This is a genomic window from Actinomadura macrotermitis, from assembly GCF_009604375.1.
Lineage (GTDB): Bacteria > Actinomycetota > Actinomycetes > Streptosporangiales > Streptosporangiaceae > Spirillospora > Spirillospora macrotermitis.
In genome coordinates, this window is record NZ_WEGH01000003.1 from 388,992 (window position 1) to 414,392 (window position 25,401).

Below are 25,401 nucleotides of genomic sequence, written 5' to 3' on the forward strand. Positions count from 1 at the left end.
CGGGACCTTCCTGCCCTGACGGGTGTGATCCGACGCTTTGGCCCTGTTCACCCATGTAGCGTTAGTGACGTCCGTAGCCAGTCCCCCGGGGACCCGGCGGGGCTGGCTGGAAGACGGCGCGGGAAGAAAATGGGGGTGGCGACCGTGGCCGACGCGTGGCGGCCCACGTCGGAACTCGAGCGACGGCTGCAGGAGACCGTCCGCACGGGGGATCCGGAAGGGTACTTCCGCCTCCTGGCGGACAGCGAGCTGGTGATCCCCGTTCCGCCGGACCTGATCGACGACGTGCTCGCCAACGAGGCCCAGCCGACATGGCCGGTCCAGGAGGAGGAGGGCCGCACCTACGTGCTGGCCTACACCTCCGCGGCCGCCATGCGCGCGTGCCTCGGACCGGCGTACCGGCACTTCGTCCGGCTGAAGTTCGGCGACCTGGCCGAGACCTGGCCCGACCCCCGCTGGTGGCTCGCGGTCGACGTGCCCGTCCGGGGCGTGCCGGACGCCGTCCCGCTGCCCATCGAGGGCCGGCTGCCCACCTGGTACCTGAAGCAGCTCGCCGAGGGCGACGCCAAGCCCCCGCAGGCGGGGCTCCCGGCGCTCCTCGCGCCGCAGGGGCCGGCCGCGGGCCTGTCCGCCTACAACGGCGTCAGCGGCGGCGCTCCCCTCGCGCCGCCCGCCGCTTCGGCACACCCCGACGCCCTCGGCCCGGCCGGCGAGGACGTCCGCGACCTCGTCGGCGGCGGCACACCCGGCGACGTGCCGGACGAGGGCATCACCACCGGCGCCAGCGCCCTCCCCGCCGATGGCGCACCCGAGCCCTACGGGCCCACCACCCCGCCGCCCTACGCGCCGAGCGCGCCGCTCCCCGGCCCCGCGCAGCCGGGTGCGGCCTTCCCCGCTCCTGATCAGCCGGGCGCGGTCCCGCCCGCTCCCGCACAGCCGGGCGCGGCCACTCCCGCCCCAGAACATCCAGACGTGGCCTACCCCGCCCCCGATCAGCCGGGCGGGGCCACTTCCGCCCCAGAGCGGCCGGATGCGGCCTACCCCACGCCAGAGCAGCCGGGCGAGGTCCCGTCCGCTCCCGCGCAGCCGGGCGGAGCCACTCCCCACCCAGACGTGGCCTACCCCGCTCCTGATCAATTGGGCGCGGCCTACCCCGCCCCGGAACAGCCGGTGGCGGACCCGTCCGCTCCTGCTCAGCCGAGCGCACCGCTCCCCGGCCCCGCACAGCCGGGTGCGGCCTACCCCGCTCCTGATCAGCTGGGTTCAGCTTTCCCTACCTCCGATCAGCCGGGCGCGGTCCCGCCCGCTCCCGCACAGCCAGGTGGGGTCACTTCCGCCCCAGAGCGACCGGGCGCGACCTTCCCTACCCCCGATCAGCCAGGCGGGGCCACTCCCGCCCCAGAACATCCAGACGTGGCCTACCCCGCCCCCGATCAGTCGGGTGCGGTCCCGTCCGCTCCCGCGCAGCCTGGTGGGGTCACTTCCGCCCCAGAGCAGCCGGGTACGACCTACCCCACGCCAGAGCAGCCGGGTGCGGTCCCGCCCGCGCCCGCGCAGCCGGGCGCGGCCACTCCCGCTCCGGAACGGCCAGGCGCGGCCTTCGCCGACCCTGATCAGCCAGGTACCGCCACTCCCGGCCTCGATCAGCCAAGCTCGGCCTTCCCTGCCCCTGAGCAGCCGGGCCCGATCACTGCCGGCCCGGACCAGCCGGGCGGGGCCCTTCCCGGCCTCCAGCATCCCGGCGCGGACTTCCCCGCTCCCACGCAGCCGGGCGCGGTTCCTCCCGCTCCCGCGCAGCCGGGCGAGGCCGCTTCCGGCCCGGCGCAGCCGAACGGCACCATTCCGGGCTCCGAGCAGTCGAGCGCGGCCTTCGCCGCTCCAGAGCAGCCAAGCGGGGCCACTTCCGCCTCCGCCGGCGAGGCCGCTCCTGGCTCCGAGCGGCCGGACTCGCCCTTCCCCGCTCCCGAGCAGGAGGGCGCGACCCCGGCCGGTTCGGAGCAGGCGGGTCTTCCCTACGACGTGCCTCCGGCGCGGCCCGACGCGTCTCTGAACGGCGCCTCCGCCTACCCGCCGCCTCCGGTCTCGCCCGACACCACCGTCGAGGACCTGGCCGCCCACCTGCCCGGCGGGCTGCCGCCGGCGCCGGCGCCGGAGAGCGAGGAGGCGCCGCCTTCCGGGCCCGACGTCCATGTCGCGGGCGCCTCCGCTCTGCCGGGCGGGCCGGCCCCGGCGGACGCCGGGGGCGACCCCAACGTGACCGCGCCCGAGCTGGACGTCCAGGCCATCGCGGAGCAGACCGGCGAGACCGGCTGGGAAGAGCTCCACGACCAGCACCGGGAGCTGCCCCGGACCGAGCCGCGGCCGGAGTTCCAGCCCGCCAACGACGTCGAGCGCGGCCTGCTGCGCGCCGCCGTCGCCGACGACCACGACCTGTTCCTGCAGACGCTGGCCGACGCAGAGGTGCTGCTGCCCGTCCCCGAGGAGATGGACTACACGCTGCGCCCCGGCCGGCCTGGGTTCCCGTGGCAGACCAGGGAGGTGGACGGCGCGCTCACCGTGCCGGTGTTCACCTCGCCCGAGCGGCTGGTCGAGGCCGCGCAGGCGGCCGGGACCGGCACCGAGTTCATCAACCTGCCGTTCACCACGGTGCTGCGGTACTGGCCCGATCACGCCTGGCTGCTGGCGATCAACTCCGGCTCCCCGGCCGGCGGGACGATCCAGGCCGACCAGCTCCCCGGCCTGGCCACCTGGGCCGACCAGCGGGCCGCGCGCCGGATGGCCGAGGACTTCGAGCCGCAGAACGAGGTGGAGCAGCGGCTGTTCGACGCCGCCCTGCGGCGCGACACCGACGCCTTCTTCAAGGTGCTGCTCGGCGCGCAGGTGCTGGTCCCGGCCGAGCCCGAGACGCCGTGGGGCATCGAGCCGGCCGACCCGGAGTTCCCGTGGCGGCCGGTGCCGGTGCACGGGCGGCCCGCCATCCAGGTGTTCACCTCGCTGCGCTGGATGAACGACTCCATCGGGTCGTCGCGGTTCGTGATGCCGAGCTTCCTGGAGGTCGTGGCGGCCTGGCCCGACGCGGACTGGACGCTGGTGCTGAACCCCGGCACGCCGATCGACGCGGCGATGCCGGCCGAGCAGATCCACGCGCTGAGCGGCCCGTCCGAGCCGGCCGAGCCCGAGGTCCCCGCCGAGCCGATCGCGGCGGCCGTGGCCGCCGACGCGCCCACCGTGCCGCAGCCGGTCCGCGAGCCGGAGTTCGAGCCGGGCAACCGGATCGACCAGGAGCTGTACGAGGCGGCGCTGGCCGGCGACTCCGACGCGTTCCTGCGGGTGCTGCTCGCCGCGAACGTGCTGGTGCCGATCCCGCAGGACGCCCCGCTGGAGGTCACCCCCGTCCAGCGCGAGTTCCGCTGGGACGCGGCGCTGCGCGACGACGCGGCGGTGCGGGTGTTCACCTCCCTGGTGCGGCTGCGCGAGGTGCTGCCCGAGTCGCGGTTCGTGTACGCCGACTTCCGGGAGCTGATCGGCTCGTGGCCCCGCGAGGAGTGGGCCATGCTGCTGAACCCCGGTACCCGGATCGGCGCGTCGCTGCGCGGCGACCAGGTGCGGGCGCTCAGCGAGTGGGCGGTGCGGGTCGGGCTGGTGCAGCCCCGGCCCGAGGCGCCGCCGATGCCGCCGCCGCACCTGCCGCCCGAGCCCGTCGCCGAGCCGCAGCCGGTGCCGGAGCCCGAGGCGCAGCCGGTGGCCGAGGCGCCGGCGGCGCGACCCGCGCCGTACCCGGACCTGCCCGAGCCGGAGGGCGAGCCGGTCCCGCAGCCGGCGATCATGCAGAAGGTCGTGCCGCACGGGCACGTCGGCTGGTACCTGGAGCAGGGCTACGACCGGGTCGGCGGCTTCGTGCACCCGACGTCGGACGTCGCCGAGCTGCAGACGCCCGCCCAGCTGTACGAGACGCTCGGCCTGCTCTACGAGGACTCGGCGTTCGCGCCGTCCGACGAGGGCGTCTACGTGATCCGCTGGCCCGCCTACTGCCCCGGCCTCTACCGGATCCCGTTCGGCGGGCGGTCCGAGGAGGAGCTGGCGGCGTGGGGCGAGGCCGGCTGGGTGATCGAGCGGGAGCCGTTCGCCGGTTCGGGCTTCGCGCCCGGCAGCGCCGGCTCGATCCGCGAGTACAAGGTCGACAGCGTCCGCCTGCCGTACGGGGCCGAGATGTACTACCTGGGCAAGGACCGCTCGGAGCGGTTCATCGCGATGTACGACCCGGACCGGCTCGCCTGGCTGCGGCCCGAGGGCGAGGACGCCGGTTCCGCCGAGCGGACGGAGGCCGCGCAGTGATCCGGGACGGGTACCTGGCCCGCTGGCTCGGCCGCGAGTTCGAGGCCGCGCCCGGCGCCGACGGGGAGATCCGGCTGTACGCCGCCGAGCCGACCGACGGTTTCGAGGAGCTGCGGCCCGGCCGGTACCGCCGGGTCGTCCCGGCGTTCGAGGTGGAGCAGCTGCGGTACGTCCGCACCACCTGCACGTGGCGCGGGGAGCGGTTCGTCGTCGTCGGCGAGCACGAGGGCTGGCTGCGGGTGGAGTACGCCGGCGGCCGGTCCCCGGTCGCCGAGGGGCTCGGGCTGGAGCGCGTGGACCAGGGCGTATGGCAGAGCTGGGCGCCGCAGGCCGAGATCGAGGACCTGCGCGAGGAGTTCGCCTAGACGGCGGAAGCCGCCCGGCGGGGTTGCTTCGCCCGTGGTTCCGTGTTCGCATGATTTCCGGGAAGGCCTTCAGGGTAAAGCGAGGCTCAGGCGTTCGACGGTGACGCGACGGAGGTGCGACGGGCATGCTCTCCCGCTCGGCAGGCAGACCGGTCTTGGCGGGGCTCGGCACCGCCGCGGTGCTGGCGGCGGGTGCGGCCCCCGCGGCGGCGGCGCCCACCCCGACACCGAGCACGAGCGGCGGCAGGCCGTCCGCCTCGGCCACGCCGACCAAGAGCGGCCAGGCGACGGCCTCGGCCACGCCGTCCAAGAGCAGCGGCACGCCGTCCAAGAGCAGCAAGCCGACGGCGACCAAGAGCAGTGAGCCGCCGCCGCCCACGACGCCGCCGCCGCCCAAGCCGCAGCTGTACGTCAGCGTCACCGCGGCCGACGTCACCGCCGCGCCCGGCCAGCGCGTCGCACTGACGACGCGCGTCCTCGCGCGGGGCGCCGAGGTGACCGGCACGCGGGTCACCGGAGTCCGCGCCAGCAGCGGCCAGGCCAAGGTGGGCGGCGAGTGCCCGGCGCCGTTCACCGCGGGCGGCTGCACGATCGGGACGCTGCCCGCCGGGCACCGCGACACGGTCCTGTCCACCGTGACGCTGCCGAAGGACCTGAAGAAGTCCACGACGGTGACGCTCACCGTGACGGTGAAGGCGGCCAACGCCGGGCCGGTCACGGCCGCGACCCGCGTCTCCTACGTCGTCCCCAAGAAGGCCGGCAAGTCCAAGGACGGCAAGAAGGACAGCGGCGGCAGCAGCGGCGCCTCCAGCACGACGACGCCGCCGCCCTCGACGCCCCCGCCCGCCCCCAACGGCACGTTCACCCCGCCTTCGGCCGCGAAGGACCCCAAGGTGGCGCTCCCGCCGATCACGACCTCCGTGCCGTCCCCGTCGGTCGCGCCCGCCGGGAACGTGTCGACCACACCGGCGAGCCGGCTGCGCAGCAACAAGGCCCCGGTCGCGCAGGAGCTGACGTTCGAGCGGATGGCCAGCACGCAGGTGGCGTGGCTCGCCGCGCTGATGGTGGCGGTCTCGCTGCTGCTCACCCAGCTGCGGCTCGGCGGGCGGCGGCCGTCGCCCGCCGACGAGGCGGCGCGCCGGGCGCAGGGCGTGCACCGGCGGGGCCGGCGGGGCGTCTTCGGCCGGTGAGTCACGAACGCGTGAGGGCGTGGCAGGCGATCGCGGCGGCGGCGACCACGTTGAGGGAGTCCACGCCGTTCGCCATGGCGCCGGCGCTCATCGGGATGCAGACCGGCGCGTCGGCCTCGGCGAGCCAGCGCGAGGTCAGCCCGTCGCCCTCGGAGCCGAGCAGCAGCGCGACGCGCTCGCCCGCCGGCGCCTCGTCCAGCGGGACGGCGGCCTGGTCGGGGGTGAGCGCCAGCAGCGTGAACCCCGCGTCGCGCAGCACGGCGAGCCCGTCGTGCCAGCCGGTCATCCGGGCGTAGGGGACGGCGAAGACCGCGCCCATCGACACCTTGATCGAGCGCCGGTACAGCGGGTCGGCGCAGCGCGGCGACAGCACGACGGCGTCGACGCCGAGGGCCGCCGCGCAGCGGAAGATCGCGCCGACGTTGGCGTGGTCGACCAGGTCCTCCAGGACCAGGACGCGCCGGGCGCCCGCCAGCACCTCCGGCACCGGCGGGGGCGGCAGCCGGCGCATCGAGGCGAGCGCGCCGCGGTGCACCGGGAACCCGGCGACGGCCTCCACCGTCGCGTCGTCGGCGACGTAGACGGGCGCGTCCAGGCCGTCCAGCAGATCGGCGAGCGGCGCGACCCGGCGTTCGGCCATCAGGAACGAGCGGGGCGGGAAGCCGGTGCGGGCGGCGCGCCGGATGACCTTCTCCCCCTCGGCGATGAACAGCCCGTGCTCGGCCTCCAGGCTCTTGCGCAGGTTCACGTCGCGCAGCGACACGTAGTCGGCGAGGCGCGGGTCGGCGGGGTCGGTGACGGGAACCAGGCGGGCCATGCCCTCCATTGTGGGGGCGGAACGCCCATGGTCAGGGCAGCCGGAGCTCGGCGAACACCGCGCGGTGGTCGCTGCCGGGCAGGTCGTGCACGGAGACGGCGCGGACGGCGCAGCGCCGGTCGGCGAGGACGTGGTCGATGGTGAGCGGCGGCCTCGGGTCGGCCAGCCCCCAGGTCGGGACCAGCCCGGCGCCCGCGCGGTCGGCGGCGTCGGCGTAGCCGCGGCCGATCACCCGGCGCAGCGTGGCGTGGTCGAGGGTGGCGTTGAAGTCGCCCGCCAGGATGCGCACCGGCGCGGCCGTCGCGGCGGCGCCCGCGGCCATGTCCGCCGGGTGGGCGGCCGGCAGCTCGCCGAGGTCGCGCTTCCAGTCGTGCAGCGACTCGGCCGAGATGGGCGGGACGGGGTGCACGGCGGTGATCTCGACGCGGCGGCCGCCGGGCAGCGTCAGCTCGGCCGACGGCATGGCCATCTGGGTCCGGGCGAGCGGCGGCAGGGCGCGCAGCGGGTGGCGGGAGTACAGGCCCGACCCGGCGGCGCCCCAGCGGGCGTCCACGACCTTGTTCGGCAGCAGCGCGGTGAGCCCGGCCCGCTCGTAGCGGGCGACGGCCTCGGGCGGGAGTTCCTGGAGGCTGAGCACGTCGGCGCCGGTGCGGCGGACGAGGTCGATCAGCCGCGCCGGGTCGGCCTCGCCGAACATCAGGTTCGCCGTCAGCACCCGGAACACCGGCCCGCGCGCCGGGGGTTCGCCGCCGCCGAAGGCCCGGGGCAGCACGGCGGCGGCGAGGGTACCCGCGACGAGCACCCCCGCGAGGGCGGCCCGGCGGCGGCGCAGCAGCAGGGCGGCCAGGACCGGCAGCGGCGCGGCGGCTGCCGCGTAGGGGGTGAGGGCGAGGGCGGGGGCGGTCAGCGCCCCGACGCCGGGCAGCCGGTCGCCGCCCGCGAACCGGACCAGGGCCCAGGTCCCCCAGGCGGCGACGCCGGTCCAGGCCGCCGCGGTCCGCCATCGCGCGGAGCGCCCGGGCAAGTTTTTTCCCGGCCGTGCGCCGTCGTCGTCCATCAGGCTCGCCCCCTCGTCCGGGCCCGCCGCCCGGCGCCCCTGCGCGCGCGGCCCCGGGCCCGTACATCCCCAGGAATACTGACGTCCGGGCGGTCCGCGGAGTTGCCGCGCCGGGCCGTCGCATCGTGATCGCGGACGGTCACCGGCCCCCCGGCTGCCATGATCATCGAGCGATACGCTGATGACCTGCGTCATTATCATTTTTGAGTTCTTTGTAACCTCTCGTTCGTACTACTACAGTGCCGGGGAACATCGATGGGTTTCTGGTGAAACGAGGACAGCCGTGAGCGGACGTCATCGCAATGACTTCCCCGAGGGGACGCCGGGCGACGGCGAGCACGATCCGTCCCGGCCTCTCTTCGGCCCTGCCAACGACGGGTCTTCCGACTGGTTCGGTCCACGCGACAGCCAGAGCCCGCCGGTGACCCCCGGTCCCGGCGTCCCGCCGCCCGGCGCGTCCGGCGCGCAGCAGGTCCCCGGCCCCGGCGAGTCCTCCGAGACGCCCGAGTGGTTCACCCCGCGCGGTCCGGGCGAGGAGCCGGCGTACGGCGCGGGCGGTTTCAGCGGCGCCTCCGACGCGGGCGGCTACGGCCTCGGCCGGCCGGTCCCGCAGGGCGCGGCCGGCGACGACCGCTACGGCGAGGGCGTCCGGCGGCCCGGCGACGCCGAGGCCGCGGCCTTCGGCGCGGGCGCGGCCTCCGCCGCGTCCGGCGGCTACGGCGACTACGACACCGTCTCCCGCTCCGACGAGCGGCCGGCCGGCTTCTTCGGCGGCCGCGCGGGCGGTTCGGGCGGCGGCGACTACGGCGGCGGCCCGGGTGGTTCGGGCGGTTACGGCGGCGGCAGCGGCGAGTACGGCCGCCGCAAGAAGAAGCGCAGCGCGGCCGCGCTGATCGGCCCGATGGCGGGCGCGGTCGGCCTCGCGCTGCTGCTCGGCGTCGGCGTCTACGCCTTCGCCGAGGGCGGCGGCGACTGCGACGGCGACGGCGCGATCGCCCTCGGCGTGTCGGCCGCCCCCGACATCGAGCCCGTGGTGACCAAGGCGGCCGGCCGGTTCAACGACGCCAAGCACAAGGTCTCCGGCAAGTGCGTCAAGGCCGTGGTGACCAAGGTCCCGGCGGCGTCCGTGGCGACGCTGCTGTCGGGGCAGGGCGTGCCGACCGACGGCAACAAGCGGCCGGACGTGTGGATCCCCGACTCCTCGATGTGGGCCTCGCTGGTGCGCAGCTCGCCGAAGGGCAAGGACGCCGTCCGCTCCACCAAGACCTCGGTCGCGGCGAGCCCGCTGGTCATCGCGCTGCCGCAGACCCTGGCCGGGCGGCTGAAGCAGGAGGGCGTGACCACCACGCCCTCGTGGGACAACCTGCTGAAGGCCGCCGGCGGCACGGCGGGCGGCGGCGTCACCAAGAACCAGATGATCCAGCCCGGCACGGTCCGGCTGCTGGTGCCCGAGCCGTCCACCAACGCGGCCGGCATGACCGCGCTGATGGTCACCAACGCGCTGCTGACCAACGACCCGAACCGCGAGTCGATCTTCACCGGCATCGTCCGGACGATCCGCGAGGCGACCGTGCCGACGGTGGCCGACCAGTTCAAGCTGTTCCGCAAGAACCGGCCCGGCAGGCAGCCGGTCGCGTTCGCCTCCGAGCAGGCGGTGTGGCAGTACAACAAGACCGGGCCGGCCGAGCCGGCGGTCGCGCTGTACCCCATCGAGGGCACGATGATGCAGGACTACCCCTTCACCGTCACCACCGACGACGGCGACAAGGCCAAGGCCGCGCAGCTGCTCGAGCAGGCCATGAACACCGAGACCACCCGCACCGAGGTGCGCGACCTCGGTTTCCGCTCGCCCGAGGGCAAGGCGCCCGCCTCGTTCGGGGCCAAGCTCGGCGTCAGCCCGGCGCGGCCGCGCCAGCTCACCGCGCCGCGGCCGGCCGAGGTCGCGCAGGTCATGCAGGCGTGGTCCAAGCTGTCGCTCGGCCTGCGCATCCTGACGCTGATCGACGTGTCGGGCTCGATGTCGGAGCAGGTCGCGCCGAACACCACCCGGCTGCAGGCGACGGCCCGCGTCGCGCAGGGCGGCCTGACCATGATGTCCGACGACACCGAGCTCGGCATCTGGCAGTTCTCCACCAAGATGCGCGGCGACCTGGACTACCGCGAGGTCGTGTCGGTCGGCCCGCTGAACGAGCGGATCGGCTCGACCAGCCGGCGCAACCTGGTGCTGTCGCAGCTCGGGCAGCTGCAGCCGAAGCCGACCGGCGACACCGGCCTGTACGACAGCGTGCTCGCCGCCTACAAGTACATGAAGCGCAGCTACAAGCCCGAGTTCGGCAACTCGATCCTGCTGCTCACCGACGGCGCCAACGACGACAAGGGCGGCCCGACGCTGAACGAGACGCTGGCCAGGCTGCGCAAGGAGACCGACCCGAACAAGCCGATCCAGGTCAACATGATCGGGTTCGGCCCGGGCGTCGACCGCGGCGAGCTGGAGAAGATCGCCGGGGTCACCAACGGCAGCGTGCAGGTCGCCTCGACGCCGCAGGAGATCTCCAAGATCTTCCTGAAGATGCTGTCGCGCCGGATCAAGCAGTAGCCGGAAATTTCCGCCCGTCCGGTGTCAACCGGACGGGCGGGCCGGCCGTCCATCTAGTGGAGGCCCGACGGGGAGCGGGGCCGTCGGGCCTCCGACCTCTTCTCCTCCCTGACCCGCGACAGGGAACGGCCCGGACCCCGGGGGCCGGCGGGAGAAGGCGCGAAGCACCGCTTCCCTTTCTGTTTTTCTCAGAGCCTGTGATGGCTGATCTCAGCTCGCGGGGAGGACCTTGTGTCCGCTTGGCCAAGTCTCGACCGCCTGGACGACGAACGGCTCGCGCACGCGCTGGCCGCAGGCGATCCCGGCGCCCTGTCCCGGCTCGTGGACCGCTACGCGGCCCGGCTGTACGACTACTGCCACGCGCTGCTGCGCGACCAGGACGCGGCGGCCGTGGCCTTGCACGACGCCCTGCTCGGCGCGTGCGCGCACGCCGCGCTGCTGCAGCGCCCCGGCCGTTTCCGCTCCTGGGTGTACGCGCTGGTGCGCAACGAGTGCCTGCGCCATCTGCGCGATCCCGCCCGTCCGGCCGAGCGGCACGAGGCGCCCGAGGTCGAGGACATGTTCCTGGACGGGCCCGAGCGGGCGCAGCGGCTGGAGACCCGGCGGCTGGTGCACGGCGCCCTCGCCGGGCTGCGCGGCCGCGAGCGCGAGGCGCTGGACCTGCTGGCCCGGCACGGCCTGGACCCCGCCGAGATCGGCGACGTGCTCGGGCTGCCCGCCCAGCAGGCCACCGAGCTGGTCGGCGCGGCCCGGGCCCGGCTGGACGACGCGCTCGCCGCCGCGCTGATCGCGCGCGGCGGCCAGGACGGCTGCCCGGGCGCGGCGGCCATCGCGGGCGACGCCGCCGGAGGCGGCGAGTCGCCGCTCCCGCCGGCCACGGTGCGCAAGCTCGTCCGGCACATCGGGACCTGCCCGGTCTGCGGCGAGCGCCGCGACCGCACGGTGTCGACGGCGCGGCTGCTGCAGGTGCTGCCGGTCGCGCTCATGCCGCTGAACGTGCGCGACCGCATCCTGGCGACCGCGGCCGACCCGGCCCGGGCCGAGACGCTGCACGCGGCCGTGCTGCGGGCCGAGCCGTTCGACGAGCGGGGGTGGCCGGTCCCGCTGGAGCCGGGCGAGGCGCCCCGGAGCCGCGGCGGCCACGTCCCGCCCCGGCTGCTGCCGGCCATCGCCGCCGCCGCGGTCGTCATGCTCCTGGTGACGGGCGCGTTCATGCTGATGCCGGGCGGACCGGGCAAGGAGGCGGGCGCGCAGTCGCCGGCCACCTCGGCGCCGGCCGCCGACCCGTCCGCCACCGACGGCGAGACCGACCGCCCGGAGCCGACCCCGTCGGCCACACCGACGCCCACGCCGTCCACGACGTCCCCGACGCCGACCCCCACCACGACCAGCCCGACGCCCACCCCGCACCGGACGCCGACGCGCAAGCCGCCCCACGCCTCGCGGACGCCCGAGCCGACGGCGCCGGGCACGCTGGTGGTGAACGGCTGCACGATCCCCGAGGGCGCGACCACCTGCGGCATCACCGTGCGCGCCGTCGGCGGCCCGGTGACCTGGGCGGTCACCGGCGCCGCCGGGGTGACCGCGAGCGGCGGGGGGCGGCTGCGCGCGGGCGGCACCGCGGCGGTCACGGCCGCCCGCAGCGTCGACTGTTCGGCGGACGCGCAGGGCGGGAGCGGCACGGTCACCTTCTCCCCGGGCGGCTCCGCGGAGGTCTTCTGGACCTGTCCGCAGCCGAAGCCGCAGCCGAAGCCGTAGGACCGATCGCGCGTCTCCACGATCGGACACTTCAAACGCGATTCACCTCACATTCATGGGAAACCGGTGGTCAGCGCGGGCGAAACCGCCCGCCGACCACCCCCGAAACAGCCAAACGCCGGAAACACCCGATTCCAGGTGGCAAGATCAGGCAGCCGGAGCGTCCCCAACGCCTGGAGGAGTCTCGTGTCCGGTGGTCCCGATTCGGGTCGGTTCGACGACCCACGTCTGGCGGCTGCCCTGCGTGCCGGTGACGTCATCGCGCTGAGCGAGGTCTACGACACCTATGCGCCGTACCTGTTCGACTACTGCCACGGCCTGCTGCGCGACCGCGTGGAGGCGGCCGGGGCGTTGCGCAACTGCCTCATCGCGGCGCGCGAGCACGTCGGCAACCTGCGTGAGCCCGAGCGGCTGCGCGGCTGGTTGTACGCCCTCGCCCGCAAGGAGTGCATGCGGCGCCGCGACAACCCCAGCCGGCACCTGGGCCAGACCGCGCCGGAGGTCGGCGAGGACGACCTGAGCGAGGAGCAGCGCGCGCGCCGCGCCGAGCGGCGGCTGATCGCGCACAGCGCGCTCGCCGCGCTCGACGGGCGGCAGCGCGAGGCCATCGACCTGACGGGCCGCCACGAACTGGACGCGGTGGACCTCGCGGGCATCTTCGGCATCCCGCCCGCCGAGGCCATGCAGCTGCTGAGCGACGCCCGGCGGGACCTGGAGGAGGCGACCCGGGCCGTCCTGGTCGCGCATCTGCACTGGGAGGACTGCCCCAGCCTCGCCGCGCTCACCGGGGCCTGGCCGCTGCAGCCCGAGCGCGCGCGCTCGCTGCCCCGCCACGTGCACGGCTGTCCCGTGTGCAGCGCGCACGAGGTGCCGGCCCTGCCCCTCGACCGGCTGCTGGCCGTGCTGCCGATCGCGGCGGTCCCGGCCGACCTGCGGCTGGACGTGCTGACGGCCGCGACCGCCCCCGACCGCGCGGACAACCGCCGCGCCGTCGCCGCCCTCGCCGAGCCGTTCGACGAGGCCGGGCGGCCGCTCCCCTACCGGCCGGGGCCGGCCCGCGAGCGCCCGGTGGGGCACCGCCGGGGCCGGATCCTGACGGCCGTCGGCGGCGGGCTGGCCGCCGTCGCGCTGATCGCGGGCTCCCTGACGATCTTCGACGGCGGCGAGCCGACCGGCTCGGCCGCCCCCGAGCCGCGGCCGACCCGCCGCAGCGGGCCGCTGATCAGCGATGAGCCGTCCGCGTCGCCCACCGCGCCGCGGACGACGCGCCGGGCGGCGAGCGCCTCTCCCACGCCCTCGCCCTCCCGTACCCGCAAGCCGCCGAAGCGCAGACCGTCCGGCGGCCCGACCGTCAAGGCGCCCGGTCCCGTGCCCACCTCCAGCACGCCGGCGCCCCGCCCGGCGCCGGGGAGCCTGAACGTCATCGGCTGCGACATGGGCGGCGGCCACTCCTGCACGGTCACCGTCACCGCCGTCGGCGGCCCGGTGGACTGGCAGGTCGCCGAGGTCTCCGGCCAGCTGTCGGCGGGCGGGTCGGGGCACCTGCGGGACGGGCAGAGCGCCGCGGTGACGGTCGCGCGGACCGGCATGTTCTGCTGGGGCGGCCGGCACGGCGCGGTGCGGTTCTCCCCCGGCGGCACCGCGCCCGTCGCCTACTGCTGAGGCCCCGCTACCAGGGCGAGCCCGAGTCCAGGATGCGGTGGGCGCGCCCGACCAGCAGCGGCACCGCGGCGCCGATCTGGTCGAAGCCCTCGCCGACGGTGGCCTTCTGCAGGAAGCGGGCGTGGATCCCCTCCAGGATCACCGCCAGCTTGAAGCAGGCGAACGCCACGTAGAAGTCCAGGCCGGCCAGGTCGAACCCGGTCAGCTCGGCGTAGCGCCCGGCGAACTCGCGGCGGGTGAAGAAGCCGGGCGCGGCGGTGATCGTCGCGCCGACCGGCAGCGGGTCCTCGTCGCCGGGCTCGGCCCAGTAGACGAGGGTGAGGCCGAGGTCGGACAGCGGGTCGCCGAGCGTGGACATCTCCCAGTCGACGACGGCGGCGATCTCCGGCCGCGGCTCCAGCCGGGCCAGCGCGTTGTCCAGCCGGAAGTCGCCGTGCACCAGCCGGGCCGGGGCGTCGGCCGGGAGCCGCTCGGCGAGGCGCGCGACGAGGCGGTCGTATCCGGGCACCTCGTGGACGGCCCCGGCGGCGCCGATCGCCTCCTGCGAGGAGTCCCACTGCTTGCCCCAGCGCTTCAGCTGGCGGGCCATGTACCCCTCGGGGCGCCCGAAGCCGCCGAGCCCGGCGGCGTCCACGTCCACCGTGTGCACCGCCGCGAGGGCCTCGGCGAGGCGCTCGCTGAGGCCGCGGGCCTGGGCGGGGGTGAGGCCGGCGGCGTCCTCCGCCGTCCGCAGCACCCGGCCCTCGACGAAGCCCATGAGGTAGAAGCGGGCGCCGATGACGGCGTCGTCGTCGCAGAACGCCAGCGTCTCGGGGACCGGCACCCCGCCCGCCGCGCCGAGCGCCGCCAGCACCCGGTACTCGCGGCCCATGTCGTGCGCGGTCGGCAGGACGTGCCCGAGCGGCGGGCGGCGCAGCACGATCCGGTCGCGGTCGCCGCCGGCCAGCGTGATCCCGTAGGTCAGGTTGGAGCGGCCGCCCGCGATGAGGTCGATCGCGGTGATCCGGCCGGCGCCGGGCAGCGCGCGGGCCAGCCACTCCGCCAGGCGGGGGACGTCGATGCCGGGGACCCCGGCCGGAAGTTCAGCGTCAACGGTCATGGGGCCCTATTAGAACGCGGCTCGGTATGACCTGGGAAGCCCACCCCCGCCGATCGGTTTACCGGCGGGGCCGGTGACGCTCCGTCCACTTCCGGCCACAGCACGACACCTACCCGCCGGGCCGGGGAAATACGCGTTCACCTGCGGGAACACCGTTCCGGCGGCGGCCGGCGCCCGGTCCGGGTGCACGGGCGGGCCCATCCGGCGGATTCATCCGCCCGAAAGGCTACGCAAAGGGCCCCACACAGGGCCAGGGTGGGACCTAAAGCACGAACACCAAGAAACGTGCCCGCTGGACTTCCAGGTCCGGCTGGGCTACGAACGAGGAAGCAGACCAGTTCGGGGGGCTGGTCCACCCGAGTGGGGGGATGGACCGTGGCTGACGCATGGCTACCGGGCGCCGCGCGCATGCCGGCACGACACGACGGCGGGGCGTTGCGGGGAGGCGCGCCCCGCGCCGTCTGGTTCACCAGCGAATCCGACCCGCGGGCCGTGTCGGCCCGGTCGGTGGCCGCCGACCTGATCCGCGAGGAGCGGCCGGCGCACCTGGTGTGGAACCCGGTCACCGGTGAGACGATCCAGCTGCTGCCGGTGACCCGCGCGGGCCTGCGGCTCGGCGACGGCGTCGACCGGGAGGGCCGCGTCTGCGCGCAGATCGTGGTGGTCGGCTTCGCCCGCACGCCGTTCACCGGCTCGCTGCTGACCGGGCTGGACCCGATCACCCGCCTGCTGGACGCCTGGGGCGTCGCCCGCCGCTGGCCGGCCGGGCCGCCGCTGCCCTCGCCGCAGTCCTACCATTCCGGCCGCGACCGGCGGAACTGGGCGCGCGGCGGCCACTTCGGCGCCTCCCAGGCGCCCGGCGCCGAGCGTCCCGACCCCGGCGCGATCGACGTGCGGCGGATCACCGGGCCCGACACCCCGCTCGCCGCCATCCCGCTGCCGCGCCCGCTACCGGGCCGGGAGGGCCCGGCCGCGCTGCGGCCGGTCCGGCCGAAGCCCGCGGCGGTGCGCGCCCCCTCGGCTAACCCGCCAGTTCCCGAACCAGCGAGCAGCCGCTCCTGAGATCGCCCGGCCCGCCCGCCGCGCCGTAGCCGATCACCAGCCCGGACACGGCCGGCGGGCCGGCGTACGCGCGCGCCAGCGTCTCCACCAGCACCCCGCGCCGCGCCGCCTCCACCGCCACCCGCTCGGCGCGCCCGGCGGGCAGCTCGGCGACCAGGTGCAGGCCGGCGGTGTCGCCGCGCAGCGGCAGCCCCGCCAGGGCCTCCGCCACCACGGCGCGGCGGCGCGCGTACTCGCCGCGCATCCGCCGGACGTGCCGGTCCAGGTCGCCGCGCTCCAGCAGCAGCCGCATCGCCTCCTGCGGCACGCCCGGGGTCCGGTCGGCGACCTCCTCGCGCCGCCGCGCGACCGCGGCGACCACGCCGGGCCGGGCCACCAGCCAGCCGACGCCGACCGCCGAGCTGAGGATCTTGGAGGCGGTGCCGAGGTAGACGACCCGGTCGGGGTCCAGCCCGTACAGCGCGGGCAGCGGGGCCACGTCGAAGCGGAACTCCCCGTCGTAGTCGTCCTCCACCACCAGCGCGTCGTTGCGGCGCGCCCAGGCCAGCAGCGCCTGCCGCCGCGGCACCGGCAGCACGCCGCCGAGCGGGTACTGGTGCGAGGGCGTGGTGTAGACCAGGCGCAGGCCGTCCGGCAGCGCGTCCACCACCAGGCCGTGCTCGTCCACCGGGCACGGCACCACCTCCAGCCCGCGCGCCGCCAGGACCGCCCGGGCCCGCCCGTAGCCCGGCTCCTCGATCCCGACCCGGTCGCCGGGCCGCGTCAGCGCGGCCGCCAGCATGTCCAGCCCGTTGGTCGCGCCCCGCGTCACCATCAGCCGCTCCACCGGGCAGGCCACCCCGCGGGTGCGGCGCACCAGGTCGGCGAGCGCGGCGCGCAGGCCCGGCAGGCCGCGCGCGTCGGGCCGCTCGCCGAGGCCGGCGTCCGCCGCCAGCCGCCACGCCCGCCGCCAGGCCGGGGTGTGCAGCGCGCCCGTCCAGGCCACGCCCGGACGCAGGTCCAGCATCCCCGGCGGCGCCGCCCGGCCCAGGTACCCGGGCGTCTCTGCCGGCCGCTCGGCCGCGCCGCCCGGCAGCGCGATGTCGCTGACGTAGGTCCCCGAGCCGTGCCGGCCCTCCAGCCAGCCCTCGGCGTACAGCTGCTCGTAGGCCTCGGTGACGACCGTCCGGCTGACCGCCAGCGTCCCGGCGAGCGCCCGGCTGGACGGCAGCCGCTCGCCCGCCGCGAGCCGGCCCTCCGCCATCGCCGCGCGCAGCTGCGCGACGAGCTGCGCCCGCAGCGGCACCCCGCCGGCCCGCTCCAGCACCAGGGGCAGATCGATCAAAGTGGTCTCCGTGAATCCGCGCGGATTGGCCCTGCACACCAGTCCACTGCCCGCCTAGCGTAAGGCGCCATGAGCACCGCACCCCTGTCCTCCACCGACCGCACCCGCCTCGGCCGCCTGCGCGAACGCGCCGGGACCGACCGCGCCGTCCTGCACGAGATCCTCGACACCGGCCGCGTCTGCCACCTCGGCGTGGTGATCGACGGCACACCGCGCGTGATCCCGACCGGCTACGGGCGCGCGGGCGAGACGCTGTACCTGCACGGCTCCACCGGCGCCGCCAGCCTGCGCGGCGGGGCGCGGCAGGAGATCTGCGTCACCGTCACCCACCTGGACGGCATCGTGCTGGCCCGCTCGCTGTTCCACCACTCACTCAACTACCGCAGCGCGATGATCTACGGGACGCCGCGCCAGGTCACCGACCCCGCCGAGAAGCTGGCGGGCCTGCGCGCGATCACCGAGACCCTGTCCCCGGGCCGCTGGGACACCGCCCGGCGGCCGAACGGCAAGGAGCTCGCCGCGACGTCCGTCCTCGCCCTGTCCCTGGCGGAGGCCTCGGTCAAGGTGCGGCAGGGGCCGCCCGGCGACGACGAGCCGGACTATGCTCTGGACGTGTGGGCGGGGGTCGTCCCGGTCCGGCAGACGTTCGGCGAGCCCGTGCCCGACCCGCTGCTGCGCGAGGGCGTCCCGGTGCCGGCCGGGCTCGCGTCCTGGTAGCGGACGAACGGGGTTCCCGTTCGGAGTTCCAGGTCACCGTACAACCATGAAATGGTGCTCTCTCGCCCGCTTCACATGTCGATTCGGTAGATCTTCGTCGCTACCGTCCCAATTGATCTTGCAAAGGTGAGAGGTTCGGCCGGTGATCCGTACCCGCCAGGCGGTGGAGAGCACAGACTCGCCACGCCCGAAGAAGACCGTCATGGGAACGCTGCTGAGGGTCCTCGGCAGCAGCCCAGCCGCAACGCCGTCGGTGCCCACCGCGGGAGACGGCGAGCTGGTCCAGCCCGCCGCCGGCGAGGACGCCCTGGAGAACCACCTGGGCGGTGACGAGGCACGCAACTACCGCAAGTACGAGTACGACATGGTCGCCCCGTACGTCGGCCGCTCGCTGCTGGAGATCGGCTCGGGTCTCGGCCACTTCTCCGAGCAGTTCGCCGGCCGGCTGGACTACCTGGCCGTCAGCGACAACGACCCCTACTGCGTGGGCGAGCTGCGCGACCGCTACGCCGACTCCGACGACGTCGAGGTGCTGGCCCTGGAGCTGCCGGCCGACATCGACATCCGCCAGAAGGTGGACACCGTCGTGATGATGAACGTGCTGGAGCACATCAAGGACGACGTCCAGGCGCTGCGCGACCTGGCCTCGGTCACCCTGCCCGGCGGCCGCATCGTCATCTGGGTGCCCGGCTACATGCAGCTGTACGGGGAGTTCGACCGCAAGGTCGGGCACGTCACCCGCTACACCCCGGCGACCCTGTCGACCGCGGTGCGCGAGGCGGGCCTGCTCCCCGAGGTGCTCAAGCCGATCAACTTCCTCGGCGGCATCGCCTGGTGGGCCGCGGTCCGCCGCGGCGGCGCCGGCTACCCCGACCCCCGGCTGGTCAAGATCTACGACCGGACCGTCATCCCGCTGACCCGGGGCATCGAGCGCCTGGTGCGCCCGCCGTTCGGCCAGACCGTCTTCTGCGTGGCGCGCGTCCCGGAGTGACCCGCGCCCGCTCGCGCCGCGGGCCCCGCCGCCTTCCCCGGGCGGCGGGGCCCGCGTGCGTGCGGGCTGATGTCGTGGATCGGCCGCCCGCGCCGTAGCCTGGGCACATGCGGGTGCCGGGGATGGCGCGCGACGCGGCTCCTACCTCCCCGGCGACGCTGGACTCTTCGGCTGGCCGACCCGGGATCGTTCCCAGGTGAGAGGGCATATGGGCATGGAACTGCTGGCGTGGATCGACTGCGAGATGACCGGGCTCGACCTGCGGGCGGACGCCCTGATCGAGATAGCCGCGCTCGTCACCGACAGCGAGCTGAACATCCTCGACGCGGGCGTGGACCTGGTCATCAAGCCGCCGCCGGAGTCGCTCACCCAGATGTCGCCGGTCGTGCGCGACATGCACACCACCTCGGGCCTGCTGGAGGCGCTCCCGGGCGGCATCACCCTCGCCGAGGCCGAGCAGACGGTGCTGGACTACTTCCGCGGCCACGTGAAGGACCCCAAGAAGCTGCCGCTCTGCGGCAACTCCATCGCCACCGACCGCTCCTTCATCGCCCGCGACATGCCGGACCTGGACGCCCACCTGCACTACCGGATGGTCGACGTCTCCAGCATCAAGGAGCTGACCCGCCGCTGGTACCCGCGGGTCTACTTCGCCAGCCCGCAGAAGAAGGGCGGCCACCGCGCGCTCGCCGACATCACCGAGAGCATCCAGGAGCTGCGCTACTACCGCCGGGCGGTGTTCGTCCCCCAGCCCGGCCCCGACTCCGAGACGGCCCGCGCCATCGCGGCCGACATCGTCGCCGACACCTGAGAAACGGTGGGCGTACCACCCCCGCGGAACCGCTACACTTGCTTGAGCCGGGAGCGATCCGGGCGACTTGGTGGGTGTAGCTCAGCTGGCAGAGCACTTGGTTGTGGTCCAAGATGTCGGGGGTTCAAGTCCCCTCACTCACCCCAGGCAGTGAACGACAAAGGGCCGGGTCATCGTAACGATGACCCGGCCCTTTGTCGTTCCCGGTGCCAAGCTCCCACCCTCGGATGTCCGATTTTGGGAGCGATCTGGGAGTGATCTTGCTCAGACGCCGCCGTCGAGCGCCGTCCCTGAGCCGCTTCGGCCGTCCTCCGAACGGAGCAAGGCCGAATGCCATTGATGTCTGATATGTCAGTGGTGTCTGATAGCTGTTAGCCCGTCCGTACGCTCGCTGCGCCTTCCACCATCGTGGCTTCGCAGCGGAGCGGCATCACCGGAACTCCCGCCGGGAGTCGTGTTGTGTGGAGGGCCGCTGATGGCTACCGCCCTGATTTATGTGCCTGCGCCGTCGAAGGGGAACTTACAGATCGGGATCGAGCGCTCGCTCTGGGGTTGGAAGGCCGAGACCGTCGCCAAAGGCGGTACCGAGCAGGTACTGGAGAGTCTGCAGCCGGGCGACTACCTGCTTCTGGGACACAAGGGGCCCAATGCCCGGGTGGCCGCCGGCGGGTGGTCAGGGGCACGGCTCCAGCAGCTCGTGGTCGCCCAGATCACCGGGAAGGTCTTCCAGGACACCGCGCCGGTATGGCCGGACGGTGTCTATCCCTTCCGGATCCGGCTGAACATCCTGGAGATCCAGGAGGGAGTGACCGGCGAGATCCTGGGCGACGACGCGATGGAAGCGCTGCGGCTGTCGGCCAACAAACAGGGCGCTCCCGTCCTCCAGCAAGGGTCCGCCGCTGTCGACGGGGTCATCGAGGCCGTGACTCAGCAGGCCGCCGATAGCGAGCTTGTCGACCACACCGCCGACCGATACCTGGACATCGACGGCGACCTGGACCAGCGGGCCCGCACCCTGGTGCGCAAAGAGCAGCAGCGACTGCGCAACGCCAAGTTCGGCAAGTCCACGCGGCTGCAGTGCTCCCTGTGCGGGCTGAAGCTGCCGGCGAGGGTCGTCCATACCGCGCATATCAAGCGGCGCCGCAACTGCACGTTCAACGAGCGCCGGGACCTGGCCAACATCATGGGTGCGTGCGTGCTGGGCTGCGACGTGCTGTTCGAGCACGGCTTCCTGTTCGTTGACGGATCGGGGATCATCACGGCCACGGCTGTGGCGCTGGCCGACCCCGGCCTGGCCGGCCCTGTGGCCGAACGGGCAGGGAAGCCCTGTCTGGCCTTCGACACCGCCAGCAGCGACTATTTCGCCTGGCACCGTCAGCACGTCGCGCAGGACGCCTCATGAAGCAAACCGGGCGAGCGCTGGAGGCTGAAGACGACCGGTTATCGCAGGTGCCATGTGTATGGCAGGGGCGGGTAGCCGAGCTGGCCCGGCAACTCCAGCGCCCGGAGTTCCTGCGCGAATGCGCCTTGCGTTACCGGAACGCCGGGTTCGGCGAAGTCGGTGACAGCGAGTATCGCAGCTGGCGGTTCAGCTGGCCGGCGTTGATAGACGTACTGCTCCGGGCCGGCCTGGAGCAGATGCAGATCTATCTGGAGTACAGCGCCGCGGGCGGTGCCAGCAGGTTCGACGCGTTGCTCCTGGCCGACGCGCCCGACGGGGCACCGGCGCTGACGGTGATCGAGTTGAAGCAGTGGACCGACGTGGAGGTCCTGTCGCCGGAGCTGGTGCGCCGTTCCGACGGTTTGGAGATGACGCATCCAGCCGTCCAGGTGAGCGGCTACCTGGCCTTTCTGCGCAACTGGTTCGAGGCCGGCACCGGAGCCGTGCAGATACGCGGGGTGGTATTCCTGCACAACGCCACTCGTGCTCAGGTCGAACCGCTGCACGTCACCTGCAACAAGCACTGCCGGGATATACCGATCCTCAGCGGCGAGGACCTGACGCTTGAGATGAGTGCGGAGCAGCTGGTCGGTGCATTACAGATGACGGATCTGCAGCCTCCTGGCGAGCAGCGGATCACGGCGTTCGCGCGGACCCGGTGGACACCGTCGCAGCGGCTGCTGGACAACGTCGGGACAATGCTGCAAGGCAACCGGTCCTTCGTGCTGTTCGGCGATCAGCAGGACGCTCTGCTGCGGATCCAGCGGGCCATCGACCTGATCGCCGGTCACGAGTCCGCAGGATCCGTTGTGGTGGTGACCGGCGGACCCGGCAGCGGGAAAACAGTGATCGCCGCCCGGCTGCTCGCCCTTAACCTCCGGAGGGAGTCGGCGCGGCGCCACCTGGACGTGCGCTATGCAACCCCTTCGGGCACGTTGATCGCGCAGATGCGCCGCAGCGTGCCGCCCGCCGCAAAGAACCTCTTTGTCTTCCCCGGCGACCTGCTCAACCTGGGGCATCCGGAGGGCAAGACGCCATTGGCCATCGTGGACGAAGCTCAGCGCCTGCGCAGACCGAGCCCGAAGGAAACGCAGCTGGAGAAACTGATCAAGAAGCATCAGATCCTGGTGTTGTTCTTGGACGAACGGCAGATCGTCCGCCCACAGGAAGGCGTCACTATCGCTCAGGTCGAGCAGTTCGCCGCAGCCTACGGGCGCAAAGTTCAGAAAATCTCACTTGCAGGCAGCTTCCGCTCCAATGGCTCACGCGCCTACATGACCTGGGTCGACCAGCTGCTGTACGAGACTCCGCAGCCATGGACCGGTGATGACTTCGACCTGGCCCTCGTCTCCGATCCAGCGCACATGCAAGCCTGGATCGAAGAACATCACGCCAAGGGAGCACGGGCCCGGATGACGGCCGGCTTCTGCTGGCCCTGGGAACGCCACGGCCAGCGCCTTCTACCGGAAGTCGCCATCACCTGGACGCGGGCGGACGGGACCGAGCAGAGCTGGAAGGCCCCCTGGAACGCCCGTGAGCGCATCAACGATGCCGGCACCATCGCTCCGGCGCGCAACTTCTGGGCCACCGACCCTGGAGGACATAAGCAGGTCGGCTGCATCTACACCGCCCAAGGCATGGAGTACGACTACGGCGGTGTCATCATCGGCCCCGACCTGGTCCGCCGTAACGGTTCCTGGCACGCCGACCCCAGGCTCAGCCACGACAACGCCATGAGGGGAAAAGACCTGACCCCGGAGCGGTACCTGCCCTTGGCCCTCAACACCTATCGGGTCCTGCTCACCCGTAGCAACCGCGCCACCCGCATCTACTCGACCGATCCCGAAACCCAGCGCTTCCTCAGCACACTCGTCGCAACCAGGCACTAAGAGGACCCCTCATGCACCCCTCGCTCCTCATAAGATCAGAAAGGCTCTGGACCGCTGCCGAGGTTCTCGCCCGCCCGAGCGCAGTCCCACCTGCTCCCGGCGTCTACGGGAGGCACTTCGACGCCGCGCCTCACCCTGCCCTCCGGACCGAAACTCTGCTGTACGTCGGGATCGCGCCTCGAAGAACGGCGACCGTCTCAGCACACAGAACCTGCGCAAACGCGTGCGCTATCACTACCGAGGAAACGCCGAAGGCTCCACCTTGCGACTCACTCTGGGTGCCTGCTCGGCTTGAAACTCCGGCGAGTCGGCAGCGGCTGGCTCATGACATTCGGAAAATCCGGCGAGTCGCAACTGACCTCCTGGATGGCCGACCACGCCCGCGTCTGCTGGATTGAGCATCCGGAGCCATGGGCCTTCGAGTCCGAACTCATCGCGTGTCTTGATCTTCCGCTCAACCTCGATCAGAACAAGCACAATACGTTTCATCACCAGCTCACCAGCCTGCGTTCCCAAGCCAGGCAGCGTACCCGGGAGCTGCGGGTCACGAGCTGAGCGTTCTCTGCCCTTCGGGCCACAAAGAGCCGTACAGCCTGCCGGATGCGGCCATGCCCTGGCGTTTCCCCTATCTCAGCCGGACGCTTTTGGCAGGGCTGAGATAGGGGGCACCTCTTGGGCACAGCTGATCAACCGTCCTTGTTCGGTCCGGATCCGACCTCCGCACCGGTGAAGTCTCCCGGCCGCGCCGAAGAGACCATGGAGGTGTTGATCACGGTCAAAGCCGCGCCGAACCCTTCGGAGACCTACGGTGAGACCGTCTGCGTGGCGGGGATTCGAATCGACGTACACCCGACTTGCTGGGTACGGCTCTACCCGATCAACTATCGCGAGCTTGAGCGGGAGAACACCTTCCGGAAGTACGACATCATCTCCCTGCGAGCCCGGCCCGCGCATGCCGATCCCCGCGTCGAGAGCTACCGGCCGATCGTCGAGACCGTCCAGACCCTGTCGTATCTGGACACCTGGGAGCGACGGAAGGTCTTCGTGATCGACCATGTGCAAGCGTCGATGTGCGAACTGCTGAGCGAGATCCGTGAGCGTCCGCTGGCTCGCTCTCTGGCCGCCATCCGCCCTCGGGTGGTCAAGAACCTCGAGATCAAGGCTCATCCCGGCTGGAGCGCTGCCGAGCAGAGGAAGATCGACCGCTACATCCAGCAAGAAGAACTGTTCAGCAGCGGGCCGCGCACCGCCCTTGAGGCACCTCGTTTTCAAGGCTGGTACCACTACCTTTGTCAGTCGCCGCCCTGCAGAGGACACAGACAGGGCATCTACGACTGGGAGTGGGTCGCTCTACAACGCAATCTGCGCCGGTTCAGCGATGCCGAAGCCAAGGAACAGCTTCGCCTCAAGTTCTTCGAGCAGATGTGCGGTCCGCGCCAAGACACGATCTTCTATGTGGGGAACCTGGCCAAGCATCCGCAAGCGTTCATGACCCTGGGAGCCTTCTACCCCAAGCGGTGAACGCCCCGGGTCTGCGCTGCAGTGACGGCCTCGGCGACCACGTCGCGGTGGCAGCGTTCCTGCTCGGCCTCGAAGCAGAGCAGTGCCACTCTCCGCTCGGCGGCCCAATCCGCGATCGCGGTAAGCCACTCCATGGCGGCCGACGTTTGCAGTTCGTCGGCGAACCGGCGCCTGGCCTGGCTCAGCTCGGTCGGCGATCCACCGAATCCGGCACGGTTGTCCTTCGGATTGCCGAGCGGGCGAGCATGCTCGTAGTCGATGCCTGCGGAGTTCAGCGCCTCGCTCAGTGCCCGCTTGCTGAAACCCCGTTTGCGTGAGATCGGGTTCAGCCGGACATCGACCAGGAGGGAGACTCCCTGGCCAGCGAGCTGGGCCAGGAAGGACTCCATGTCGTGTCCCTCATAGCCGATCCCGGTCAAGCCGGACTGGCCGGTGAATCGATCGGTTACGAGCATGCGCCACAGCCTCTCACGGCGACGATGGCTGTAAAGCCCCAGCCCGTCATGGTGTGCGATACCTCCCGATTCATGAGGCGCCCTCGGGCGCATAGACCTCTTGGAGCAGGGTGTTGAGGAGTTGGACGTCCGAACGCGGAGACAGGGGTGCCCGCTGTCGCAGAGCGGCCTCCCAGCTTGCATGGAGCGCCTTCCGGAGGGCCGCCCGCATCTCCGGGGTGGCGCAGCCGTAGACGCCGCCGCATTCCGGGAACCTCGTGGCCCATCTGCTCGGCTTGCAGGGGCGCGAACGCCTCGACCACCAAGGCCCG

At 73.1% G+C, this 25,401-nt stretch carries 18 protein-coding genes, 1 tRNA gene and 1 pseudogene; 15 read left to right on the top strand and 5 right to left on the bottom strand.

What is annotated here, in order from left to right; translation table 11 throughout:
- Positions 1-135: 135 nt before the first annotated feature.
- From ACRB68_RS22955 to ACRB68_RS22965, 3 genes are all read left to right on the top strand, one after another.
- The gene (locus tag ACRB68_RS22955; RefSeq protein WP_194293421.1) at positions 136-4,335 is read left to right on the top strand and encodes an SseB family protein; all 4,200 of its coding nucleotides are present in this window, start codon (positions 136-138) and stop codon (positions 4,333-4,335) included.
- The gene (locus ACRB68_RS22960) at positions 4,332-4,700 is read left to right on the top strand and encodes a hypothetical protein (RefSeq protein ID WP_328594627.1); all 369 of its coding nucleotides are present in this window, start codon (positions 4,332-4,334) and stop codon (positions 4,698-4,700) included. Before ACRB68_RS22955 ends, ACRB68_RS22960 begins: the two co-directional genes overlap by 4 nt.
- Before the next feature lie 125 nt (positions 4,701-4,825).
- The gene (locus tag ACRB68_RS22965; protein ID WP_153535808.1) at positions 4,826-5,890 is read left to right on the top strand and encodes a hypothetical protein; all 1,065 of its coding nucleotides are present in this window, start codon (positions 4,826-4,828) and stop codon (positions 5,888-5,890) included.
- Position 5,891: 1 nt separating this feature from the next.
- On the opposite strand, the gene ACRB68_RS22970 is transcribed toward ACRB68_RS22965, so the two are convergent.
- Together ACRB68_RS22970 and ACRB68_RS22975 are read right to left on the bottom strand one after the other, a co-directional pair.
- Positions 5,892-6,707 carry a TrmH family RNA methyltransferase gene (locus ACRB68_RS22970; RefSeq protein ID WP_153535810.1) on the bottom strand — a complete coding sequence of 272 codons (816 nt, stop codon included), beginning with the start codon at positions 6,705-6,707 and terminating at the stop codon, positions 5,892-5,894.
- A gap of 31 nt (positions 6,708-6,738) precedes the next feature.
- Complete coding sequence (locus tag ACRB68_RS22975; protein WP_153535812.1) at positions 6,739-7,731, bottom strand: endonuclease/exonuclease/phosphatase family protein; 993 nt, start codon at positions 7,729-7,731, stop codon at positions 6,739-6,741.
- 316 nt (positions 7,732-8,047) lie between these two features.
- Between ACRB68_RS22975 and ACRB68_RS22980 the strand changes: the two genes are divergently transcribed.
- From ACRB68_RS22980 to ACRB68_RS22990, 3 genes are all read left to right on the top strand, one after another.
- Positions 8,048-10,360: a substrate-binding domain-containing protein gene (locus ACRB68_RS22980; RefSeq protein WP_328594629.1), complete on the top strand. Its 2,313-nt coding sequence runs from the start codon at positions 8,048-8,050 to the stop codon at positions 10,358-10,360.
- 231 nt (positions 10,361-10,591) lie between these two features.
- Positions 10,592-12,118: an RNA polymerase sigma factor gene (locus tag ACRB68_RS22985; RefSeq protein ID WP_153535816.1), complete on the top strand. Its 1,527-nt coding sequence runs from the start codon at positions 10,592-10,594 to the stop codon at positions 12,116-12,118.
- A 186-nt stretch (positions 12,119-12,304) separates the two neighbouring features.
- Complete coding sequence (locus ACRB68_RS22990; RefSeq protein WP_153535818.1) at positions 12,305-13,780, top strand: RNA polymerase sigma factor; 1,476 nt, start codon at positions 12,305-12,307, stop codon at positions 13,778-13,780.
- A gap of 7 nt (positions 13,781-13,787) precedes the next feature.
- Here the strand turns inward: ACRB68_RS22990 and ACRB68_RS22995 are convergent, their stop codons facing one another.
- On the bottom strand, positions 13,788-14,879 hold the full coding sequence (locus ACRB68_RS22995; protein ID WP_153535820.1) for a phosphotransferase family protein: 1,092 nt from the start codon (positions 14,877-14,879) through the stop codon (positions 13,788-13,790).
- A gap of 375 nt (positions 14,880-15,254) precedes the next feature.
- Between ACRB68_RS22995 and ACRB68_RS23000 the strand changes: the two genes are divergently transcribed.
- Positions 15,255-15,941 (top strand): hypothetical protein, encoded by a 687-nt coding sequence (locus tag ACRB68_RS23000; protein ID WP_194293422.1) that lies wholly within the window; start codon positions 15,255-15,257, stop codon positions 15,939-15,941.
- On the opposite strand, the gene pdxR is transcribed toward ACRB68_RS23000, so the two are convergent.
- Positions 15,901-17,265 carry a MocR-like pyridoxine biosynthesis transcription factor PdxR gene (pdxR, locus tag ACRB68_RS23005; RefSeq protein WP_153535822.1) on the bottom strand — a complete coding sequence of 455 codons (1,365 nt, stop codon included), beginning with the start codon at positions 17,263-17,265 and terminating at the stop codon, positions 15,901-15,903. The genes ACRB68_RS23000 and pdxR overlap by 41 nt on opposite strands.
- Before the next feature lie 69 nt (positions 17,266-17,334).
- Here pdxR and ACRB68_RS23010 point away from each other — a divergent pair, with 69 nt between their 5' ends.
- The 8 genes and pseudogenes from ACRB68_RS23010 (at position 17,335) to ACRB68_RS23045 (ending at position 24,635) form a co-directional block, all read left to right on the top strand.
- Positions 17,335-17,982 carry a pyridoxamine 5'-phosphate oxidase family protein gene (locus ACRB68_RS23010; RefSeq protein WP_153535824.1) on the top strand — a complete coding sequence of 216 codons (648 nt, stop codon included), beginning with the start codon at positions 17,335-17,337 and terminating at the stop codon, positions 17,980-17,982.
- Positions 17,983-18,184: 202 nt separating this feature from the next.
- Positions 18,185-18,973 (top strand): class I SAM-dependent methyltransferase, encoded by a 789-nt coding sequence (locus ACRB68_RS23015; RefSeq protein ID WP_153535826.1) that lies wholly within the window; start codon positions 18,185-18,187, stop codon positions 18,971-18,973.
- A 208-nt stretch (positions 18,974-19,181) separates the two neighbouring features.
- On the top strand, positions 19,182-19,784 hold the full coding sequence (gene orn / locus ACRB68_RS23020; RefSeq protein WP_153537629.1) for an oligoribonuclease: 603 nt from the start codon (positions 19,182-19,184) through the stop codon (positions 19,782-19,784).
- 70 nt (positions 19,785-19,854) lie between these two features.
- A tRNA-His gene (locus ACRB68_RS23025) sits at positions 19,855-19,930 on the top strand.
- Positions 19,931-20,259: 329 nt separating this feature from the next.
- Positions 20,260-21,186, top strand: a complete 927-nt coding sequence (locus ACRB68_RS23030; RefSeq protein ID WP_153535828.1) for a hypothetical protein — start codon at positions 20,260-20,262, stop codon at positions 21,184-21,186.
- The gene (locus ACRB68_RS23035; RefSeq protein WP_153535830.1) at positions 21,183-23,114 is read left to right on the top strand and encodes a DNA/RNA helicase domain-containing protein; all 1,932 of its coding nucleotides are present in this window, start codon (positions 21,183-21,185) and stop codon (positions 23,112-23,114) included. Before ACRB68_RS23030 ends, ACRB68_RS23035 begins: the two co-directional genes overlap by 4 nt.
- Positions 23,115-23,337: 223 nt before the next feature.
- Positions 23,338-23,669, top strand: a pseudogene (locus tag ACRB68_RS42865) (GIY-YIG nuclease family protein).
- 141 nt (positions 23,670-23,810) lie between these two features.
- Positions 23,811-24,635: a hypothetical protein gene (locus ACRB68_RS23045; RefSeq protein WP_194293423.1), complete on the top strand. Its 825-nt coding sequence runs from the start codon at positions 23,811-23,813 to the stop codon at positions 24,633-24,635.
- Here ACRB68_RS23045 and ACRB68_RS23050 read toward each other — a convergent pair.
- On the bottom strand, positions 24,620-25,090 hold the full coding sequence (locus ACRB68_RS23050) for a DUF488 domain-containing protein (protein ID WP_153535835.1): 471 nt from the start codon (positions 25,088-25,090) through the stop codon (positions 24,620-24,622). The genes ACRB68_RS23045 and ACRB68_RS23050 overlap by 16 nt on opposite strands.
- Between the last annotated feature and the right edge of the window lie 311 nt (positions 25,091-25,401).

What these genes read in the sequence shown, in the direction of transcription:
- ACRB68_RS22965 (WP_153535808.1), top strand. Translation starts at nt 4,826, where the DNA reads ATGCTCTCCCGCTCGGCAGGCAGACCGGTCTTGGCGGGGCTCGGCACC.
- ACRB68_RS22970 (WP_153535810.1), bottom strand. Translation starts at nt 6,707, where the DNA reads ATGGCCCGCCTGGTTCCCGTCACCGACCCCGCCGACCCGCGCCTCGCC.
- ACRB68_RS22995 (WP_153535820.1), bottom strand. Translation starts at nt 14,879, where the DNA reads ATGACCGTTGACGCTGAACTTCCGGCCGGGGTCCCCGGCATCGACGTC.
- ACRB68_RS23010 (WP_153535824.1), top strand. Translation starts at nt 17,335, where the DNA reads ATGAGCACCGCACCCCTGTCCTCCACCGACCGCACCCGCCTCGGCCGC.
- ACRB68_RS23015 (WP_153535826.1), top strand. Translation starts at nt 18,185, where the DNA reads ATGGGAACGCTGCTGAGGGTCCTCGGCAGCAGCCCAGCCGCAACGCCG.
- orn (WP_153537629.1), top strand. Translation starts at nt 19,182, where the DNA reads ATGGGCATGGAACTGCTGGCGTGGATCGACTGCGAGATGACCGGGCTC.
- ACRB68_RS23030 (WP_153535828.1), top strand. Translation starts at nt 20,260, where the DNA reads ATGGCTACCGCCCTGATTTATGTGCCTGCGCCGTCGAAGGGGAACTTA.
- ACRB68_RS23035 (WP_153535830.1), top strand. Translation starts at nt 21,183, where the DNA reads ATGAAGCAAACCGGGCGAGCGCTGGAGGCTGAAGACGACCGGTTATCG.
- ACRB68_RS23050 (WP_153535835.1), bottom strand. Translation starts at nt 25,090, where the DNA reads ATGCTCGTAACCGATCGATTCACCGGCCAGTCCGGCTTGACCGGGATC.